The 19,899-nt window shown below is 59.5% G+C and carries 18 protein-coding genes; 9 read left to right on the plus strand and 9 right to left on the minus strand.

What is annotated here, in order from left to right; genetic code table 11:
* Positions 1–4: 4 nt before the first annotated feature.
* The 3 genes from I6J19_RS00620 to I6J19_RS00630 all read left to right on the plus strand — a co-directional run bounded on the left by I6J19_RS00620 (position 5) and on the right by I6J19_RS00630 (position 1,813).
* Complete coding sequence (locus I6J19_RS00620; RefSeq protein WP_049182304.1) at positions 5–841, plus strand: thymidylate synthase; 837 nt, start codon at positions 5–7, stop codon at positions 839–841.
* Between the two features lie 23 nt (positions 842–864).
* Positions 865–1,395: a dihydrofolate reductase gene (locus tag I6J19_RS00625; RefSeq protein ID WP_038627807.1), complete on the plus strand. Its 531-nt coding sequence runs from the start codon at positions 865–867 to the stop codon at positions 1,393–1,395.
* Positions 1,396–1,534: 139 nt separating this feature from the next.
* On the plus strand, positions 1,535–1,813 hold the full coding sequence (locus I6J19_RS00630; protein ID WP_038627805.1) for a mycoredoxin: 279 nt from the start codon (positions 1,535–1,537) through the stop codon (positions 1,811–1,813).
* Positions 1,814–1,935: 122 nt separating this feature from the next.
* Here the strand turns inward: I6J19_RS00630 and I6J19_RS00635 are convergent, their stop codons facing one another.
* Entirely contained in the window at positions 1,936–3,345 is a 1,410-nt protein-coding gene (locus tag I6J19_RS00635) for an NAD(P)H-quinone dehydrogenase (protein ID WP_038627803.1), read from the minus strand.
* Between the two features lie 75 nt (positions 3,346–3,420).
* Entirely contained in the window at positions 3,421–4,671 is a 1,251-nt protein-coding gene (locus I6J19_RS00640) for a M20 family metallopeptidase (protein WP_187402553.1), read from the minus strand.
* A gap of 172 nt (positions 4,672–4,843) precedes the next feature.
* Here I6J19_RS00640 and I6J19_RS00645 point away from each other — a divergent pair, with 172 nt between their 5' ends.
* Positions 4,844–5,527, plus strand: coding sequence for a hypothetical protein (locus I6J19_RS00645; RefSeq protein ID WP_141737476.1), 684 nt, complete (start codon positions 4,844–4,846; stop codon positions 5,525–5,527).
* Between the two features lie 9 nt (positions 5,528–5,536).
* Here I6J19_RS00645 and upp read toward each other — a convergent pair whose 3' ends face one another.
* A complete protein-coding gene (upp, locus tag I6J19_RS00650) occupies positions 5,537–6,172 on the minus strand; it encodes a uracil phosphoribosyltransferase (RefSeq protein WP_049171962.1) in 636 nt (211 codons plus the stop codon).
* A gap of 347 nt (positions 6,173–6,519) precedes the next feature.
* Here upp and I6J19_RS00655 point away from each other — a divergent pair, with 347 nt between their 5' ends.
* The 3 genes from I6J19_RS00655 (at position 6,520) to I6J19_RS00665 (ending at position 9,257) form a co-directional block, all read left to right on the plus strand.
* The gene (locus I6J19_RS00655) at positions 6,520–6,840 is read left to right on the plus strand and encodes a hypothetical protein (protein ID WP_038627794.1); all 321 of its coding nucleotides are present in this window, start codon (positions 6,520–6,522) and stop codon (positions 6,838–6,840) included.
* A complete protein-coding gene (locus tag I6J19_RS00660; RefSeq protein ID WP_038629398.1) occupies positions 6,840–7,883 on the plus strand; it encodes a C40 family peptidase in 1,044 nt (347 codons plus the stop codon). The genes I6J19_RS00655 and I6J19_RS00660 overlap by 1 nt, the downstream gene beginning before the upstream one ends.
* A 132-nt stretch (positions 7,884–8,015) precedes the next feature.
* Positions 8,016–9,257: a hypothetical protein gene (locus I6J19_RS00665; protein ID WP_038627792.1), complete on the plus strand. Its 1,242-nt coding sequence runs from the start codon at positions 8,016–8,018 to the stop codon at positions 9,255–9,257.
* Between the two features lie 30 nt (positions 9,258–9,287).
* Here the strand turns inward: I6J19_RS00665 and I6J19_RS00670 are convergent, their stop codons facing one another.
* Positions 9,288–10,517 carry an adenosine deaminase gene (locus I6J19_RS00670; RefSeq protein WP_038627790.1) on the minus strand — a complete coding sequence of 410 codons (1,230 nt, stop codon included), beginning with the start codon at positions 10,515–10,517 and terminating at the stop codon, positions 9,288–9,290.
* A 156-nt stretch (positions 10,518–10,673) separates the two neighbouring features.
* Between I6J19_RS00670 and I6J19_RS00675 the strand changes: the two genes are divergently transcribed.
* A complete protein-coding gene (locus tag I6J19_RS00675) occupies positions 10,674–11,924 on the plus strand; it encodes a D-alanyl-D-alanine carboxypeptidase family protein (protein ID WP_038629395.1) in 1,251 nt (416 codons plus the stop codon).
* Here I6J19_RS00675 and I6J19_RS00680 read toward each other — a convergent pair whose 3' ends face one another.
* From I6J19_RS00680 to I6J19_RS00690, 3 genes are all read right to left on the minus strand, one after another.
* Positions 11,925–12,950: a YhjD/YihY/BrkB family envelope integrity protein gene (locus I6J19_RS00680; RefSeq protein WP_038627788.1), complete on the minus strand. Its 1,026-nt coding sequence runs from the start codon at positions 12,948–12,950 to the stop codon at positions 11,925–11,927.
* A 62-nt stretch (positions 12,951–13,012) separates the two neighbouring features.
* A complete protein-coding gene (gene trpS, locus I6J19_RS00685) occupies positions 13,013–14,068 on the minus strand; it encodes a tryptophan--tRNA ligase (RefSeq protein WP_038627786.1) in 1,056 nt (351 codons plus the stop codon).
* A 143-nt stretch (positions 14,069–14,211) separates the two neighbouring features.
* Positions 14,212–14,643: a hypothetical protein gene (locus I6J19_RS00690; protein ID WP_070560858.1), complete on the minus strand. Its 432-nt coding sequence runs from the start codon at positions 14,641–14,643 to the stop codon at positions 14,212–14,214.
* Positions 14,644–14,833: 190 nt separating this feature from the next.
* Between I6J19_RS00690 and I6J19_RS00695 the strand changes: the two genes are divergently transcribed.
* The gene (locus I6J19_RS00695) at positions 14,834–17,521 is read left to right on the plus strand and encodes a DUF6541 family protein (protein ID WP_187402552.1); all 2,688 of its coding nucleotides are present in this window, start codon (positions 14,834–14,836) and stop codon (positions 17,519–17,521) included.
* Positions 17,522–17,546: 25 nt separating this feature from the next.
* Here the strand turns inward: I6J19_RS00695 and I6J19_RS00700 are convergent, their stop codons facing one another.
* Positions 17,547–18,503, minus strand: coding sequence for an exodeoxyribonuclease III (locus I6J19_RS00700; RefSeq protein ID WP_038627780.1), 957 nt, complete (start codon positions 18,501–18,503; stop codon positions 17,547–17,549).
* Between the two features lie 43 nt (positions 18,504–18,546).
* Complete coding sequence (locus I6J19_RS00705) at positions 18,547–19,857, minus strand: MFS transporter (RefSeq protein WP_038627777.1); 1,311 nt, start codon at positions 19,855–19,857, stop codon at positions 18,547–18,549.
* Between the last annotated feature and the right edge of the window lie 42 nt (positions 19,858–19,899).

Here is a 19,899-nt window from a genome sequence, read left to right on the forward strand (position 1 = left end):
GGCTATGACCGACTCCACTGACATCACGACACAGCCTCATCAGGGCATTAAGACTCCGTACGAGGATTTGCTGCGCGAAATTCTCGCTGACGGAGCAGCGAAATCAGACCGCACTGGCACGGGCACTCGCTCAGTGTTCGGCCGCCAACTGCGCTTTGATCTGAGCGAGGGCTTCCCGCTGATCACCACTAAAAAGGTGCACCTGAAGTCCATCGTGTACGAGCTGCTGTGGTTCCTCCGCGGCGATTCAAACGTCCGGTGGCTCCAGGACCGCGGAGTGACTATTTGGGATGAGTGGGCAGACGACAACGGCGACCTCGGCCCGGTCTATGGCGTGCAGTGGCGCTCCTGGCCCACTCCGGATGGGCACCACATCGACCAGATTGCACAGGCGCTGGAGACTTTGAAGTCCAACCCGGATAGCCGCCGTAACATCGTCAGCGCCTGGAATGTCTCCGAGATTTCCAATATGGCGCTGCCGCCATGCCATCTGCTGTTCCAGTTCTACGTCGCAGATGGCAAGCTCAGCTGCCAGCTCTACCAGCGCAGCGCGGACATGTTCCTGGGCGTGCCATTTAACATCGCTTCCTATGCACTGTTGACGCACATGATGGCGCAGCAGGCGGGCTTGGATGTTGGTGAGTTCATCTGGACCGGTGGTGATTGCCACATCTATGACAACCACATTGAACAGTGCGAACTGCAGGTCTCCCGTGAGCCACGCCCCTATCCCACGCTGAAGCTTCGGAAGGCCGACAGCATTTTCGACTACGCTTACGAGGACATCGAGGTCATCGGCTACGACCCGCATCCTCTGATTCGCGGTCAGGTGGCTGTCTAAGTCAGCGAAAGGTGAGTGTCGACATGAACGAGTCCACCGCTTCCACCAGTGCAAGGCCCCCGTTTGTAGGGATGATTTGGGCGCAGTCTCGGGCCGGCATTATCGGCGACGGCGCGACTATGCCCTGGCATCTGCCTGAAGATCTCCAGCATTTCAAAACAACGACGATGGGCGCACCAGTCATCATGGGGCGCCGCACGTGGGACTCGCTGAATCCCAAGTTCCGTCCACTCCCGGGTCGTCGAAACATCGTCCTTTCACGCTCCGTGTCCGATTTCCCCGGCGGTGAATCCGCAGCCAGTCTCGAAGCGGCACTCGCAGCCGTCGCCGACGAGCCCGCAGCATGGATTATCGGGGGCGGACGTGTCTATCGCGATGCACTTTCGCTTGCCGACGAATGCGTGGTCACCGACATTGATACTGATGTCAATGTCCCGGTACCGGTCATGGCTCCCGACCTCTACGACTGGGTCCGCATTGAGGATGGCCCGTGGCAGACGTCAACGACCGGCCTACGCTACCGCTTCTGCACATGGCGGCGCATAGAGGATTAGCTTCCTTTAAAAGCCTCGGAAGGAAAGCCTCCGAAGAGCATCTGGGAAGGCTGCCTAGCAAGGCTCTGAGGTGGGGCTACTGCCCGGCGGACGTATTGCGCAATGGAATATCGGCCTTGGTCCGCGCGTTGGACTAAGTATGACTGATGTGAAGACTCCACAGACCACCGAACACGTGACCATTTACGCTGCGGCCTGGTGCCCTTTCTGCCAGAACCTCATTGCTGGCCTGAAGGAAAACGGCACTCCGTTTGAGGCTTGGGACGTCGAAAAGCACGACGACCTTTCGAAGTGGGTTGAGTCCGTCAATGACGGCAACCGCGTTGTGCCGACTGTGCTGTACTCCGATGGCGAGCACGCCACGAATCCGTCTGTGGAGGAAGTCACCGCTAAGTACGCTGAGCTCTCCAGCAAGTAAGCACAGCATAAGCGCATCGGTACGTTCTTATTGCACAACCAAAAAGCCGAGCCCCACTTTCGGGGCTCGGCTTGTTTTAATTACGAGTGCGGCCGGTCATGCTGCCAGTCGCGATACCAGCATTAATCCAAATCGTCGTGTGCCATCAGCTGACGAGCAGCCTCAGTAATCGAGCCAGACAGCGACGGGTAGACAGAGAAGGAGCTTGCCAGGTCATCGACGGTGAGCTGGTTGGAAACACACACAGCAATTGGCAGAATCAGCTCCGAGGCGGTCGGAGCGACCACCACACCACCGATAATCATGCCGGAATTCTTACGGCAGAACAGCTTGACGAAGCCGTGGCGCAGCGAGCGCATCTTCGCACGCGGGTTACCTGCCAGCGGGAAAACCTCAACACGAGCGGAGACCTCACCGGACTCAATCTGAGCCTGGGAGACACCAACAGTCGCAATCTCCGGGCGGGTGAACACTGCCGAGGAAACGGTGCGCAGGCGAATTGGCGAAACACCTTCACCGAGGGCGTGGTACATCGCAATACGACCCTGCATAGCTGCAACGGAAGCCAGCGGGAACAAGTCGGTGCAGTCACCGGCAGCGTAGATGCCCGGCACGTTGGTGCGGGAAACACGGTCAACGTGAATGTGGCCAGACGGGGTCATTTTCACACCACTTGCGTCCAGCCCCATATCCGCAGTGTTCGGAATCGATCCAACGGTCATCAACGCGTGGGAGCCGAAGACCTCACGGCCGTCGGAAGTGACGACGCGAACGCCGCCGTCCTCAGTGCGTTCGACAAGATCACAGCGGGCGTTCTTCACAACGTCCACACCGCGCTCCAGCAGGACCTCCTCCAGGGCATCTGCAGCGTCAGCATCCTCGTGCGGCAGGATACGGTCACGCGAAGCGACCATGGTGACCTTCACACCCAACTCGGTGAAAGAGGATACGAACTCAGCGCCGGTAACACCAGAACCGACCACAATGAGGTGCTCCGGCAGCTCCTCCAGTTCGTAAACCTGACGCCAGGTCAAAATACGGTCACCATCAGGAATCGCACCCGGCAGAATACGTGGGGACGCACCGGTGCAGACCAGCACCAGGTCGGCTTCAAGAGTGACCTCGCCGCCCTCGAGCAAGTCGACGGTGACGTAGTGAGTTACACGGCCCGGGTCGTGGTCATCGAGACGACCGCGGCCCTGCAGCATCTTGATGCCCTCGCGCTCCATCTGTGCGCGAACATCGTCAGACTGCTGCTGCGCCAGGCGCTTAACGCGCTCGTTGACCGCAGTGAAGTCGATTTTACGCTGGGAGAAGTCCGGGCGAAGACCCATCTCGTCCGCACGGCGCATATCGGTACGAACGCCCGTCGCCGCGATGAAGGCCTTAGAGGGAACGCAATCCCACAGGACGGAAGAACCGCCCATACCGGCATCCTCAACCACAGTGACTTCAGCACCGTACTTGGCGCCAACCAGCGCTGCTTCGTAGCCGGCTGGGCCGCCGCCAATGATTACGATCCTCTGTGCCACAAATCCTCCAAAGTTGCCGTGGATATCACAATGTAACTACCGCGGGAGGCATTTTCCCCGCTTTGCCCCAATATTCTAACGGACAGTCATGGTTGGCTGCGCGCCATCCTCATAGCGTGCGACGATGCCAGCGAAGAGTTTCACACCAACGCCCAGGCAACGCTCGTCCACGATTAGATCATCTCGGTGCAAATCGTGCTTGTCTCCACGACCGGACCAGCAGCCCAGACGAGCCATCGCACCCGGGACGTGCTCGAGATACCAACCGAAGTCCTCGCCGCCGGACGACTGTGGGGCCTGAATGACAGCATTCTCGTCCACTCGTCGCACCGCTTCCGCAATCAGGGCGGTGCAGTATTCGTCGTTAAGCACAGGCGGCACGCCACGCTCGTAGTTGATGGTGCAATCGGCGCCGGTCGGAGCGAGGACCTGTTCAATCAGTTCGCGCACAAGTGGATCGATGTCGCGCCAGGTCTTGATGTCCGCGGTGCGCAGGGTGCCACTGACGCTGCCTTCCGACGGAATCGCGTTGTGCGCGTACCCGGAGTGAACGGAGCCGAACGTCAGCACGGTGCCCGTACGAGGATCGACGCGTCGCGACAGCAAGCCCGGCAAATCTACAATCAATTTACCCAGCGCATAGACAACATCGGCCGTCATCTGCGGACGAGAGGTATGCCCGCCCGGACCATGCACCTGAATCTCCAGGGTGTCGGCTGCAGAGGTGATGGCACCTGTTCGAACGCCAACGTGACCGACACGTAACTTCGGCTCACAGTGGACAGCAAAAATACGTTCAACACCATTGAGCGCACCGGCAGCGATAACTTCGGGCGCACCGCCAACCATGACTTCCTCTGCCGGTTGGAAAATGAAACGCAGCGGAGTAGGCAACGTGTGCTTCTCGTGGTACTCAGCCATGGCCAATGCCGTCGCGAGCGTAATCGCGGTGTGAAAATCATGCCCGCAGGCATGCATGACGCCATCGTTGGTGCTGGCAAACTCCAGCCCCGTGGTCTCAGTAATTGGAAGCGCGTCTATGTCACCACGGAAAGCGAGACGCCCTGGGAGTTCACCTCCGGCGTCACTACCGGCGAGTTCGGCTTCACCAATGTCAACCATCAAGCCGGTGTTGGGAAACAGCACTGGTTTCAGCCCTGCAGCACGCAGCTTCTCCTCCACAAAAGCCGTGGTGGCGTGCTCCATGTGAGATAGCTCTGGGTGCGCATGAAGATGCCGCCGCCACTCGAGAACCTCGTTCGCATGCTCGGCCCACCAGTGCTTAATAAACTCCTCAATCACAACTCTCCAGTGTAAGCGCTCCATCGACAGGCCGTAACAAGAGGCCTACCGACGACTGGGCCAGCGATAGCAGTGGCCGGCAAGCGCTTGAATGTCAGCGCCAGACGTACACATGACCAGGAGTCACTTCTTTAACTTTGACCTCTTCAATTATCAGATGTTTCACATTTTGAGGAAGTCTGCGATGATAATAGGCATGTCCGGCAATGGCACACCTAAGTCTCTCAGCATCCCCATCATCATCGTGGCCACAGCACTCGTGGTCGTCATCGGCATCGCCATCGGCCTGTCGCTGAACAATAGTGATGAGCCCCAGCGTCCGGAGGTCCCCTCCTCCTCGCAGCCGACGTCGCCCAGTTCGACACCGCCGTCCTCGACGAGTTCGACTTCTACGAGCAAGACGACCACCACGACGACAACTACGTCGAAGACCTCCGAGACGTCGTCAAGCACGCCGAGCACTTCGACATCTTCCTCGTCGTCGACGCCGAGCACCACGTCTTCGTCATCCACGACGACGAGCTCCGAGCCGACATCAGCTCCGGAGGGACAGGACTTCGGCACTGGGCGCTCCGACCTGGACGGCCTGGGCTTCGTGGGCAGCTCCGCACGCTGCGACAGCGGCGACCGAGCTTTTGCTGTTGTCGCCGCTGAACAGGGAATTAAGGCTGCTGCTTGTGAGACACGCTCCGGCGAGAAGTACTACCGCTCCGATACACCACAGGGTTCCGGATCGATGGACATCATCGTCGATGAGGGCGACCGCGTTGTTGCACAAAACGGCTCGTACAAGTACCAGATGTCCCCCGACGGAGTTCTTGTGACCAAGGACAACGAGGTCGTCAAAAAGTACGCTGCAGAAGCCTGGGGCACTGCCTAAGAAATCAACTTAAAGATCAATGTTGCGGGGACCGTAGAGGCGGTCGCCCGCATCTCCCAGCCCCGGCACGATGTAGGCATCCTCGTTAAGATCCGGGTCCACCACAGTGGTGACAAGACGCACCGGGAAACCGGATTCCTTCAAGGCGTCGACACCCTGCTGTGCGGAAATGATGCACACGGCCGTGATGTTGTCCGCTCCGCGATCTGCCAACAGCTTCAGGGCATGCAGCAGTGAACCACCGGTTGCCAGCATTGGGTCGACCAGGAAGACAGTGCGCCCGGACAAATCCTCCGGCAGCGCCTCGAGGTACGGCACCGGCTCATGGGTTTCCTCATTACGAGCCAAGCCAATAAATCCCACCTGCGCATCCGGAATCATCGACAGCGACGGATCAATCATGCCAAGCCCCGCACGAATGACGGGAACAATAATCGGCGGATCCTGCAGACGGTAACCCGGCGCGGTGGTGATTGGGGTCTGAACATCGAAGTTATCGACGGGCAGCTCCCGGCTTGCCTCGTAAATCAGCATTGCGCCCAGATCGGCGAGTGCCGCACGGAAGCCCGCGTTATCAGTGCGCGCGTCGCGCAGAATGGTCAAACGTGACTGTGCCAAGGGATGGTTGACAACGGTAATCTCCATGCCTTCCAAAATACATTGCTTTGCTTTTGCCGCTCTGGTGCCGGCATCGCAAGTTTCTGAAAACGCGTTCCGCAAAAAAGATGGAACCGAATCGGCCTTTTTCGCGCCTAACAATACGAGGGCTTTTTACTGCGCCCCATTTGTGTAAGCCCGCTTACTACCAAATCCACTTGCCACTCAGTCGCCGTCCGAACCTCGCTAGCCGTTCTGCCACAGCACTGAGTGTTTAACCACACGCGAATTTCCTAGAGAGGCCGTAAATCTTGTCCCGTCCATCACCGCACAGTCCCCACAGCCAATCATTTCTCTCTCCGGCCACTAGCGGGAATGACTCAGTCTTTACGCTGGTGCCAGAGCTTATTTCTGCCAATGCCGCGCGCCTTGACGCATTGTCGCAGCAGGACAGCGGCACTGCCTTGGACATCAGCGCACTGCACTCGCTTGGCGACGTCCCGTTTGCCGGCCCCTTCTGTCACGCTGCAGCCACTGCTCTACAGCGCCAACATGAGCATGTGGCTGAGCTGAATGAGTACGGCACCAGCGCTGCTCGTGCACTGAACGCTCTTGTCTCTGCGGTGTCCACTGCTGAAGATGCAGGCGCACATGCGTTGCAGTCCATTTCACCGAAAATGGGAGCCGTTGCAGCTCGCGGGATTGGCGGTGCGTGATGCTTCCCACCAATCTACTTACGGAAGTCCCCAGCGCGATTGCACAACAGCTAAGTCCTGCCATCGCGCCCGCACTGGCAGGACTTGCTGGGGCCGCAATCCCCGCCGCGAGTACTGCCTGGCGCTCTGTGGCAGATTCCGTTGACCGCAACTGGGGCGATGGTGCTCGTTCCGGGGCAGGAGCCGCGGGAACAAGCCTCAAACAGGCTGCAAATGCGGCAGCCGACTTGGAAGCTCGCGCCGGAACCATTGACAGTGACATTGCCAAGGGCCTAGCCGCAGTAATGTCAGCGGCCACTGATTTGGCCCGGATTGCCATGGATTTTGTTACTTCCGCCATGGGCTCGCTGACTGCGACGGCTGCGGGGCCCGCAGGTCTCGCCGCAACCGGTGCCAGCCTAGTCTCAGCGGCCAGTTCCTCGATCTCACAGGCCATTGCGCGGCTCATGAAACTAGAACAAGAACTGCGGCCTCTGGTGCAGTCGCTGATACAGCAGGCAAGCACCGCGGTGGACACCCCTGCCCCACCCCGTCCGACGCAGTTGGAGGCCCCAGCAACCACTCAAGCCGCCTTCGCTTCTACGTCTACGAACACCCCAGGATTGGCCAGCGCTACCGACGCTGCAGATGGTTCGTGGGCGTCGTCCGATTCGGGCGGCGCGCCGGTGCCTGCGGATGCGGGGGCTGGCGCGCCGACACCAGAAGCCCAAGCTGCGGTGAAAGCTGCACTCAGTGCCGTGGGAACGCCCTATGGTTGGGGCGGAAATACTCCGGGGCAGGCGCTCGATTGTTCAGGCTTGACGCACTGGGCCTACGGGCAAGCTGGTGTTGATATTCCCCGCACGGCAGAAGCACAGGCCGTCGGCCGACAGGTGAGCCAGGATGAACTGCTGCCTGGCGATCTTGCAGTGTGGGACGGCCATGTCGCCATGGTTATCGGCGACGGAAAGATGGTCGAAGCGGGCGATCCGGTACAGGTAAACCCCGTGCGTACAACCAACATCGGCATGCCGTTTAAGGGGTTCTACCGCCCGACCGGATAGTGCGGTGGGTATCTGCGTCGTAAAACTTCTAAGATAGGACTACGCAAACTTGCCACCCGTGGGGGCGCTGCAGGTATGACAATTTTTGAGTTTTAACAATCACCGACAAGCAGAAGGGCTGCGACGAAAACTATGGCCAGGAAAGGCATCGTTCCTATCGAACTCGAGCTGACCTCGGGCACCTTTTACACGTTGTGGGCTCCAAGCTGGCGTGAAGGTGGCTCCGAGTGGCAGGCTCTGCTCGGCCGCGGCGATGACATCTATTTGTTCTCATCAGCGGCAAAGCTCCTGGCTTTCCTTCAGTCGGATGCTCCTCACGACTTCACGCAGCACCCCAGCTGGCGCAACTTCAACCAGCAGCTACCGGGAGCGGCCATCGCGGCGCCACGCCACCGCTATGACCTGATTGGGCTGCCAGAAATTTTGGCTGGCCGGGCCGACTACGACCATGTTTCGCGCGCAGACCGCATTCTTGCCATCACTCGCTCGATTGGTGCGATCGCGGATCTCAATCCGATCAACCAGATGTTCGCCTCTCACTCTGTCCTGGCTGCCACACAAAATGGTGCTGATCACTTCCAGGGCGGTGGCGCCGCTCAGTGGTCAGCTATCGGCAGTGTCATCTTGACCAACTGGGACAATTGCATTGACGCTATCGACGCCATCGGCGCAAATACTCCGAACATCGATGAAGAGTCTGAAACCACTGCTGCAGTCGCACTAAAGGAAGCAGAGGCCGCGGAGCGTGAGCGTCGTGAAGCAGCGGAGAAGAAGCGCGAAGAGGAAAAGAAGGCCGCAGAGGAGACCGCCGGCGATCCGTACGATCAGACGGTGTGGGCCAACGCTGGCATCGACCCGATCAAGATCTCCATCGCTGGCCGCACGCTCTACACCTTGCGTTGTTACATGGGGCGTCGCCCGCTATTCCTGGGCAGCGCCGGTGAGATTCACACGTTCTCGCAGCCACGCACGATGGTACGTTGGCTGCTGGAGAACAAGCATCACGACATGTCGGCGCTGACGACGTGGGATGAAATCATCACTGCAGCCAACGCAGGTGAGCTAGAGGCCGTGGTGCACGAGGACAATGAGTACTCGTTTACCGGTCTGGCCGAGGATATTGAAAAGGGCCCGAACGCCGTGGACACCGCCCAGCTCGCCCGCGCGTACGAGCTACTCGCAGATGCCGCTGACTGGGCTGGTGATGATGCCGTGAACGAGGTACTGGCGGGCAATCAGCAGCTGCAGTGGCTGCTGAACTTCCTGCTGGACACCGGAGAGCTGTCCGAGCCAGTTCCGCCTTACGACGATGAGGCCAAGGGCTGGAGGCAGCTGGAGAAGGACTTGGCCGCTCGGTTTACGACCAAGATCTAGCTCCCACCCAGCAAAGCTGGCCGGCGCTGGCTAGTCCAGCGTCAGGTTCAGCTCGTCTTCGGCACCGAAACCCGCACCGTTGACATCAGTTTCGATGTCCTCGTCGCTGTTGTCGATAAGCTGCAGGTAAGCGGGGTAAATAATGGTGTCCATGATGTGTTCGCGGGTCGGCAGATCCACGAATGCATTGTTTAGCGCATTCGAGGTCAGTTCGAACAGCTCGCTGTAGCCGTAGCCGAAGTTCTCCACCAGCTCCATGCACTCCCTGGTCATGGAAGTCGCACCAATCAGACGGTTATCCGTGTTGACGGTGCAGGCGAAACTCATATCGTCGAGAAGCGAGAACGGGTGATCCGCAACGCTGTCACAGACACCCGTCTGAACGTTGGAGGTCGGGCAGATTTCCAGCGGAATCTGGCGGTCACGAATAGCGGAGGCAACCTCCTGACATTCGATGCCCTCGAGGGAAGCACCGAAGTCCTCGTAGATGCGCACACCGTGCCCCAGGCGGCGAGCACCTTGCACGACAGCGTCCTGCAACGAATCCACACCGGCGTCTTCACCTGCGTGAATGGTGACCGGAATGAGGTTCTCCCGCAGCATAGTGAATGCTTCGGCGTGGTTAGCCGGCGGGAAGCCGTTTTCCGGTCCAGCGATGTCAAAACCGACAACGTACCCGTCGGAGTTCTTCCCGTAGTTGTCGATGACCAGCTGTGCGACTTCCTTGGAATTGTTATTCTGGCGCATCGCACAGACCAACAGACGTGCGGTGATGTGCTTTCCCTCAGCGGCGGCATGGGCTTCACCCTGCGCCAGGCCTTCGACCAGAGCGTCGATAACAGCCTGCATATCCAGGCCCTTTTCCAGATGGTTTTCCGGAGCGAGGCGCAGCTCAGCGTAGACAACGTTGTCGGCAGCCAAATCCTCGACGGCCTCACGCGCCACGCGCGTCAGCGACTCAGCGGTCTGCATGACGGCGCAGGTGTGCGCGAAGGCAGTCAGGTAGCTCGGCAACGAGCCAGAGTTGCCGGTGTCAATGAACCACTTCTCCAGTTCATCCACGTCGGTGGTGGGCAGCTGATCGGTGTAACCGCAGTCCGCGGCCAGGTCGATAACGGTCTGCGGGCGCAGGCCGCCATCAAGGTGATCGTGAAGCAGTACCTTGGGCAGGCTGGCGACAACCTTGCGCATCTCATCGAGATTCGATGCCGAAGACTGTGTGTCCAGAGACTGAGCATCACTGTGCAAAGAATTAGTCATAATGGCCAGACTATCGGTACTGCGCCCTCCGCTTCTACTTCACTGCCGCGGAATCGTATTTCTGCTTTGCACAAAGGCTTTCCCTCCCCCGTTTTCCCCCATCCACACACGAGAAATACGTCATTCCGAGTGACGTTTTACTACCCTTATTTCATCATGTTTCCCTCTCGCCGCTACTCGTCTGCCGTTACGCTGCTAGCCACCAGCGCTTTGCTTCTGCCGAGCACTGCCCCCGCAGCCATGGCGCAGAGCACCTCGCTTACCGACGACACTCCGATTGTCGGCCCCGCACCTGACATCCGTGACACGGAGGGCTGCCCCTACAAGACCCTCCCACCAGCACCAGTGGACTCCTCGGAGGTTCCGGCTCCCGGCGAAACATCTCCCCCTCCACTTCCGGTTCCCCAAAAACCGACTGGAGGTAGCAAAATGTCCGCCTGCGGCATTGTCAGCGGTGAGGGGTTTGACGTCCCGAAAGACCTCTCCGCCTCTGCATGGACGGTGTTCGATTTGAAATCCGGCGATGTCCTTGCGGCGAAGGACCCGCACGGCCGCTACCGTCCGGCATCGATTATTAAGGTGTTGCTGGCGATGGAGGCGCTCGAGGATTTGAAACTCGACACCTCGGTTAAAGCGACATTCGAGGACGCGAACATGGAGGGCTCTCGTGTCGGCATCGTCGAGGACGTGAACTACTCGGTAGAAACGCTCCTGACTGGCCTGTTGCTCAACTCCGGCAACGACACCGGCCACGCGTTGGCCCGCGAACTTGGTGGCATGGATAAGACCACCGAAAAGGTCAACGCCCTGGCAAAGAAATTGGGGGCGACGGATACGCGAGTGGTCAACCCGACTGGTCTCGATGCCCCGGGCCAGATGACGTCGGCATACGACATGTCACTGTTCTTCCAGCACGCATTCAACAATGAGACCTATCGCAAACTCTCGGCCACCCGCCTGGCCACCATCCCCGGAGACAAAGCTCTCGAGGTCGATGACTTCGAAATCGCCAACGACAATCAGCTGATTGCCCAGGACTATCCCGGCGCGCTTGGAGGCAAAACCGGTTTTACCGACGATGCCCGTCACACCTTCGCTGGGGTGGCTGAGCGCGACGGCCGTCGTCTCGGCGTCATCATCCTCGACGCCACTGTGGAGGATTCACCGCGCCCCTGGGAGCAGGCAGCATCGCTTCTCGACGCCGGCTTCGCGGCCCCGCAGGACAGCTCTGTCGGTGTCCTCGAAGCGGAAGCGACTGAGAATACGTTGGTAGAAAAATTGCCCGATATCCTGGACGACGAGTCAACAGGAACCGGGCTGAAAATTACTGTCAGCGCTGCCATCGTAGGTGTCATCGCATTGATTGCGATGGTCACCTACCGCTTCGGCAGACGCGATCGCGGCTAATTATTTCGAACCGAGCAGGCGGTTCAATCCGGACGGGTTGGCCGCTTCCGCACGGACGTTAATGACAGCAGGAGCAGGCGCATCCAGCTCCTCGTCGGCAAGCGCTTCTTCGGTCGTCGCGGTCCAGGCAGTGGCGTACATAGTGATGCGCCAGATGAGGTAGAAGACGACCATCAAACCGATGACCGGACCGAAAACTGCACCGGCCGGGTTCGACAGGGCGTTGGAGAAGAAAACGCTACCGAGCTGCTTGACAACCTCAAGGCCAATCGCACCGATAATCGCGCCCTTTGCCGCAGAGCGGAACGGGGCACCCCCGCGTGGCAGGAAAGCGAGCATCCAGAAGAACAGCAGCCAGTTGGCGACGAGACCAATGGCGATGGCAATCAATCCTGCGATTATTGTGATTCCCGGGACATGGGCCAGACCAATCTTGTCCAGCAGGGACTGTGTCAGTCCGGAAGAGCCGGCCGCGGTGACAGCGAAGGTCAGCAGGATCATAACCAGCATGCCCAGCAGACGCAGCAGGTCGCGAACCTTTCCCATCACGAAGTTGCTAGCGCCTAGCGGGCGCTTCCACAGCTGTGTCACTGCGTTGGAGAGGTTGCTCATCCAACTAAGACCCGACCACAGGGTGGCGATGAAACCGACGGTGAAAACGCCACCGGCCTGATCGATCGCACCTTCAATAATTGCGTTGATGGTGTCGCCCATCGACCCATCGATGGAGTCTGTGATAGCGGACTGAATTTGCTCGAGCAGTTGCTCACTACCACGCAACACAAGCGCGAGGATGGCAAATGCCGTCATGATAAGGGGGAAAATCGACAGCACGGAGAAGTACGTGACAGCGGCGGCAAAAAAGTTGCCACCCTGCTCAGAGTAGCGCTCCTGCATCCGCATAATGTGATCGAACCACGTCCACTTTTCGCGGAGGCGGTCGATTGCGCTCGGTTCATCGGCGTGTACACGCTCGATGCCATAGCGGTCCGTTCTCTTCGGATCTTTTTGAGTAGAGGTTGCCATGTCCTCTACCTTAACGTGCCAGCTTTCGGTACGGAGACTGAAGCGCAGAGTCTACAGCTGGATTAACGGTTGGCAGCCTTCAGGAACCCGACGCGCTCGTACACATCTGCAAGTGTCTTGGCGGCAACTTCACGGGCACGGTCAGCGCCTTCGGCCAGGATTCGTTCCAACTCACCGCGATCAGCCATGAGCTCCTCATAGCGAGCACGCAGTGGCGTGGTGAATGCTTCCAGCGCATCTGCGGTATCAGCCTTCAGCTGGCCGTAGCCTGCGCCTTCGTAGCCGGCAACGAGCTCGTCGACAGGCTTGTCGGTCAACGCCGACTGAATGACCAGCAGGTTGGATACGCCCGGCTTGTTCTCACGGTCGAAACGAATTTCGCCATCGTTGTCGGTAACGGCCGAGCGAATGCGCTTGGCAGAGACCTTTGGGTCGTCCAACAGATTAATAATGCCCTTCGGGTTTGCACCCGACTTGCTCATCTTCGAGGTCGGACCCTGCAAGTCATAAATCTTGGCGGAGCCTTCCATGATGTGCGGATCCGGCACAACGAACGTTTTCTTGTAGCGGGAGTTGAAGCGCTGCGCCAGGTTACGCGTCAGCTCGAGGTGCTGGCGTTGGTCCTCGCCCACCGGCACCAGCTGTGGGCGGTAGAGCAGAATGTCGGCGGCCATCAGCATCGGGTACGCAAACAAACCAGCGGAGGTGTGTTCCGCGCCCTGACGAGAGGACTTGTCCTTAAACTGCGTCATACGGCTGGCTTCACCAAAGCCAGTCAAGCAGGTCAGCACCCATCCGAGCTCCGCGTGCTCGGGCACATGCGACTGCACGAACAGCACCGACTTCTCCGGATCAATACCAAGTGCAATCAGCTGTGCGGCACCTGCGATAGTGCGCTGACGCAGCTCCTTCGGATTCTGCTCGACAGTGATGGCGTGCAGGTCTGGAATGAAGTAGTAAGCGTCGAAGTCATCCTGCAGATTAATCCAGTTCTTCAATGCTCCCAGGTAGTTGCCCAGGTGGTAGGAATCTGCGGTCGGCTGAATGCCGGACAGAACGCGCTGCTTACGAGCACTCGGTGCAGGATTAGTTGCTTCAGGACCCTTGCTTTCACTCATAGCCAATAAGTTTAGCGCGAGCTTCATAGTGGAGAGTCGGCGACGTACCCATTTCGACGACATCGCAGGCTTTACAGGAACGCCAATCCTTAATATCCGGTCTTTAAATCGACGTCGACTACCGGGAAAGCGACCACCAAAAACTAGTCCTGACGGCCCTTGTACCCTTGCTCCACAAGCATTCGATCGGATAGCAATTTGACGGTTCGCGCTGCAGCGGCTGGCGATTCCTCGGGGTACAGTGCGCGCACCAGCGTGACAGCCGGGCGGATGCCGTGTTCAGAGAGAACACGTCGAACACGCTCGCGCTCCCCCTGGGTCAACTCCAGTGGAGCTACGGGAGGCCTGCGGGTGTAGGACACGACCATGACGACTCCCAGCAGAACAATGAGTCCGAGGGAAATCCACAGTGGCCACGCGTAGGCAAAAGACAGCACGATAAACGCAACGATGACACCGGAAGTCACGACCACCGGGACATTGACAGCAGTACCAGGATCGTTCTGCAGGCTCCGTGCGATGGCTTCCAAATCGGCCATCTGGTGCCGCTTGTTATCTCTCTCGCCGTTTTTCACTGTGAATGTCCTCTCCTTTCCGGGTCCGCACCGAGCTCGCTTCAAGTCTCGCGCAAATTCGCGCTTGGGCTTTACAGCAGCTGAAGTCCCATCAGCCCTTCTTCAAATCTTAGGCGCTCGCGTCCCAAGTGCCGAACTAACCCACAGGTATTATTGGACTAATTCAATTCTCTTATCCGTCAGGAGTCCCATGCTCGCTGCCATTGCGGTTGCCGTCTTCATCCTGCTGATCCCAGGCACAGTTCTCGGTTGGGTCAGTGGGCTACGTCCCACGCTCGCGTTGGCATCTGCCGGCCCATTAACGATGGGTGTGATCGGTTTTTCCGCATGGTCGTCTCACGCGCTTGGGCTGGATTACACCTGGCTCTTCGTGGCCAGCATGTGGGCATGGTTCTGTGCCATTGGCTATCTGGTGCGCAGATTCATCCCCCGGGCAACGCCCGAAGACGGCTTCGATTCCGGCGTTGTCACCGCGATGATTGTCGCCGGGGTCACGGTAGTCGGCTCGATGCGCGCCATGCTCGTGCTTAACGACGTCCCCGGTGGCCCCGGCGCTATCCGCGAGGCCTGGGATATGCTCTGGCATACCAACTTCCTCCGGTTCATTGACGAGCATGCAATAGCCTCGCCCACCGCGGCCGGTGACCTGATGAATCAGGAGACCGGAGCCGAAATGTTCTACCCCACCGGCTGGCATGCCGTGGCGGGGCTGCTGCCCGGCTCGGTTTTCCTCGATTCCAACGTGTTTGCGTTCTTGGCCCCGGCGCTGCTTCTGCCCGCAGCAACTGCGGTGCTAGCCCGCACCGCAGTTGGCCCTAAGTGGGCGGCCTATGCCGGTCCCGCAGCTGCCGTCGCGACGCTGATGCTTCCGGAGATTTGGGTGGCTCTTTGGCGCACATCCTCCATGCCGTATCTGCTCGCGGTGGCCACTTTGCCGATCGCTGCGGCTTTGACCATGCGGGGCTATATTGTCCCCGCTACGCTTGCCCTGGTCGGCACGTTTATCACCCACCCGGCCGGCGCAATTGCTGCTGTGCTCTTTGTTGGCTTGTGGTTGATCACCCAACCGAGTGTCAGTGGCCTCGCTCGCACACTAATTATCGGAGCGCTCTCACTGGTGATGACTCTCCCGGCAGCATTGTCCGCTAGCGGGCAAGGTGAATCCGTTGCGGGCTTTACCGGCCAAATTGAGATTTCCCGCTCCGAATCACTGTGGCGGACTCTTATCGGGTTTTCCCGCTATGCTGACGAGCCCATCTTTTCCCAGACTGTTCTGGTTCTTGTGCTCATCGGCCTGGTGGTGGCGCTGGTCTCTCGCCTACCAGACAGCCCGTGGGCGCCGTGGCCGGCACTGGCTTTCGGGCTGCTCTTTGTGGTGTCCGATAGTGCGCAGTCCCGTTGGGATGAGCCGTTCGGCACCTATCTGAAGTTTATTGGCACTTTCTTCTACGACATGCCGTACCGTATGCAGGCGGTTATGGGAATTCTGCGCGCAGTGCTGGTCGGCTACGCAGTCGCGGCTGCCGTTGTCGCGATTGTGGCTGCGGCGCAGTGGATCGTCGCAAAGCGAAATCAGCCGGTCAAGTCGTGGAATCCTGCGCTGGCGATGGGGCTCGTAGCGGCACTGGCGATTGTGCCTGCGACCTGGGTGAGTGGGCCTGCTCAGCGCGAGGCAATTCGTGGAAGTTTCGGAAGCACGTTTGTGACCGCTGCGGACATGGAAGCTATTGATTGGCTGTCCGAGCAGCCGCATGCGTTTGAGGGGCATATCCTCAATGACCGTCGTGACGGTTCTGCGTGGATGTACGCCATCGCTGGGCTGCCGACGCTGTTCCGCCATTTCTCCTTCTCCGACAAAACTGCCGAGGCAAGCAAGAAGCTGCCGACAAACGTTGACTTGCTGGGCTCACATCCGGAATTCGATGCCATGGCGAAAAAACTGGGCGTGCATTACATCATTAGTTCTCCGCCAGGTGTGAACACGGATGGCACGGAGGCGCTGTCGATGCGTTCCTGGGCATGGCACGCGCCGGGGCTCACGCCCGTGTATCACGACGGTTCTGTGATGATTTTCGCGGTCAACAAGATGTTTTCACCTGAAGAGTTGCACGCTGTTGTCAACAGTTCCCCACACCGCCCGGCGCGCCCCAATCCGCTGTGGATGCCTCCGCGCCAGCCGATCATCCCCTCCCCCGACGAGGCTGCCGATCCGCTCGCCGGCGCGCATATCACCGTCGACTCTCGCCGCGGGGCCATCGAGACTATCAACGCTGACCTGCCTCGCGCACTGCGTTTGAGTGGGGATACTTCCGCTCACATCGACAGCATCGTGCAACGTGCCAACGAGAAGCTCCGTCAGCGCGGCGCAATCGTTGGCGCGCATTCGCTTGCCGACGGCACGGAGAGCGCAGCCACCGTAATTGTCGGTCGCTCATCAGAGGACCAGACCCTTTCTGGGGATAACATCGGCGATCGTGGTTTTTCGGTATCCGCTGTGGTGGAGTCCCTCGAGCCAAAGGACGATGACCCTGCTGACTGGCAGCTGGCGGCAGGTGTGCGTGACGGAATGGTGTTCCGAGGTTTCAATCCGCACAGCAGTTACAGCACAAACGGGGTGCCAACAGAGTTTCGTACCGGTCTGGCGCCGGCAGTGGCGGTGAACCAGAGTTCGCGGTCGCATGCGCCGACGGTTGCGCTATCGCTGGGAGCGGTGGGCGCTGAAAAACTCACCCGCGATTTGGCCGACCCGGCTATGCAGGACAAATGGGCCGACGCCATCGTTGACGGCATTGCCTCCATGTTGCGGCAGAACCGACATCTCGTAACCGCTCCCGAGCCGGAGTTGATCCCAGAATTCGCTGGAGTCGGAGCATACTAGTCCGCGGCCTAGGCGCGTGCCGAGTCTAGGCGTACTCCACGATCACCGGCGCGTGGTCCGTCCAGCGAAGATCGTAGGCGGCAGGCTTGTCCACCACCGAGCTGACGGCACGCTTGAGCATTGGTTCGGTTGCCGCCTGGTAGTCGATGCGCCAGCCGGCATCTGTATCGAACGCCTTACCGCGGTAGGTCCACCAGGACCAAGGGCCGTCGGCCTCTGGGTGAAGACGGCGGGTGACATCAAACCACACCGGATCTGCATTGGGCGCCGGGGCCTCCCACACGGAACCATCGGAGAAGGCACCGGATTCCAGCTCCTTGTCGCTGGCCTGAACCTGCGAATCCTGGGGAACCTCATCGGGCCAGCAGCCGAAGACCGAGTCCATCCAGGCGCGCTCCTGTGGCAGGAAGCCGCTCTTGCGGCGGTTGGTCTTCCAGTTCTTCAAATCCTGTTCGCGGTGACAGATGTTCCAGTCGCCGCCGATAACTGCGTGGTGACCGTCGCGCCCCTTGGCACCCAGTTCCGCCAGGTAATCAGAGAAGGCATCGAGGAAGCGGTACTTCTCATCCTGCTTCTCACTAAGCGCGGCACCGGACGGCAGGTAGAGGCTGGCAATCTGGACATCCGCATCCAGGCCGGTATCCGCTGCCGGGGCAACCCCACTGATAAACCGACCGGATTCTTCGAACTCCTCCGAGCCGATGCCCACCTGGACGTCGTTAAGCGGAAAGCGCGAGAGAATGCCCACCCCGGCGCGCCCCTTGGCACCCAGGTTTTCAGCGCCGACCCAATGCCATCCGGCATCGAAAGCGGGCGCGAGGGCCTTGCGTGCCTGGTCGTCGGTGGCGCGGACTTCCTGCAGCAAAACGACATCGGAACTGGTGTGCTTCAGCCACTCCAACAGTCCGAGGTTGGTTTCGCTGCGCTCTTTGACGGCGGCGCGGATGCCGTTGACATTGATTGTCGCGATTGTAAGGCTCATGCCCTCATACGTTACCTATGCGTACGCTACGCCTTGTAGACCTCTAGCGCAGTTCGATGCGCTCGGACTTCTTCGCCTGTGAGCGGCGGTACAGAACAATGGTCGGCAGAGCGATGAAGATAGCCAGCATCGCCAACGTTGCGCCGCCCAAAGCCGGTGCGCGGTAGCCATAACCGGAAGCGATGACCCAACCACCGAGCGCGGCTCCGAATGCGTTGGCCATGTTCAATGCGGCCTGGTTGAGAGCTGCCGCCAGCGTCTGTGCGCGACCTGCGACATCCATCAGACGGGTCTGCAGATTCGGTACCAATACCGATCCCAGCAGACCGATAAGGAGGAAGTTGATCGTGCCCAGCACAGCATTCTGCGAGGTGAAGTAGAAAGCACTGAGCATGATTACCATCAGCACCAGCGCAACCATGATGCCCCACTCCCCGATGCGGTCGGAGAGCCATCCGCCAATGTAGGTACCGACTACCATGCCGATGCCGTAGGCCATCAGCACAATCCAGATGTGGTTTTCGCTCATGCCCGCTTCGCGAGTCATGGTCCAAGTGATATAGGTGTAGACCGCGAACATTCCGCCGAAACCAACGGTGCCGATTGCGACGGTCAGCAGCACCTGCGGTGTCACCAGGGCGGAGAGCTCATCCATCGGACGCGTCTTCGGCATACGGTTCATATGCGGCACAGCGAACCACAGCGAAACAAGTGCAATCAGGCCGATGACCGCTACAAACGCGAAGGCACTGCGCCAACCGTACATCTGCCCCAGCACCTGCGCGGCCGGCACACCTATCACAGTCGCCACCGACAGCCCCACGCCCGACAGGGCCACCATCTTTCCACGCTGCCCTGGCTTAGCCAGGGAGGCCGCCACCAGAGCAGCCACCGAGAAATACGCACCGTGCGGCAAACCGGCAATGAAGCGGGAGACCATGACAGCTTCGAAAGACCCCAGTGTGCCTGCCCATACCGTGGCACCATTGCCGATGGTAAATGCCGCCATCAGCAGCAGTAGCATGCGCCTGCGCGGAATCGAACCGGTCAGCACGGTAATCAGCGGTGCGCCCACGACAACACCGAGGGCGTACATCGAAATCATGCGCCCCGCGGCATCCTCATCGCGTCCGAAGGCGTCAGCGATGTAAGGCAGCAGGCCCATGGCCACAAACTCAGTAACGCCGATGCCGAATGCACCGACCGACAGAGCCACAATCACCAAGATTCGGCGTAGATCAGAGATGTCGTCCTGCACCGGAACAGGACGGCGATGCGAGCTAAACGCTCCCACACGACGTGCACGCGGTTTGTGGTCGTCGTTGTGGGTTGTTACTTCGCTTGACGACGTCATTGCGACCGTCTCCTTTTCTCTTCTTACGCCAGTTGGTGGGCT

The organism is Corynebacterium amycolatum (assembly GCF_016889425.1).
Classification (GTDB): Bacteria; Actinomycetota; Actinomycetes; order Mycobacteriales; family Mycobacteriaceae; genus Corynebacterium; species Corynebacterium amycolatum.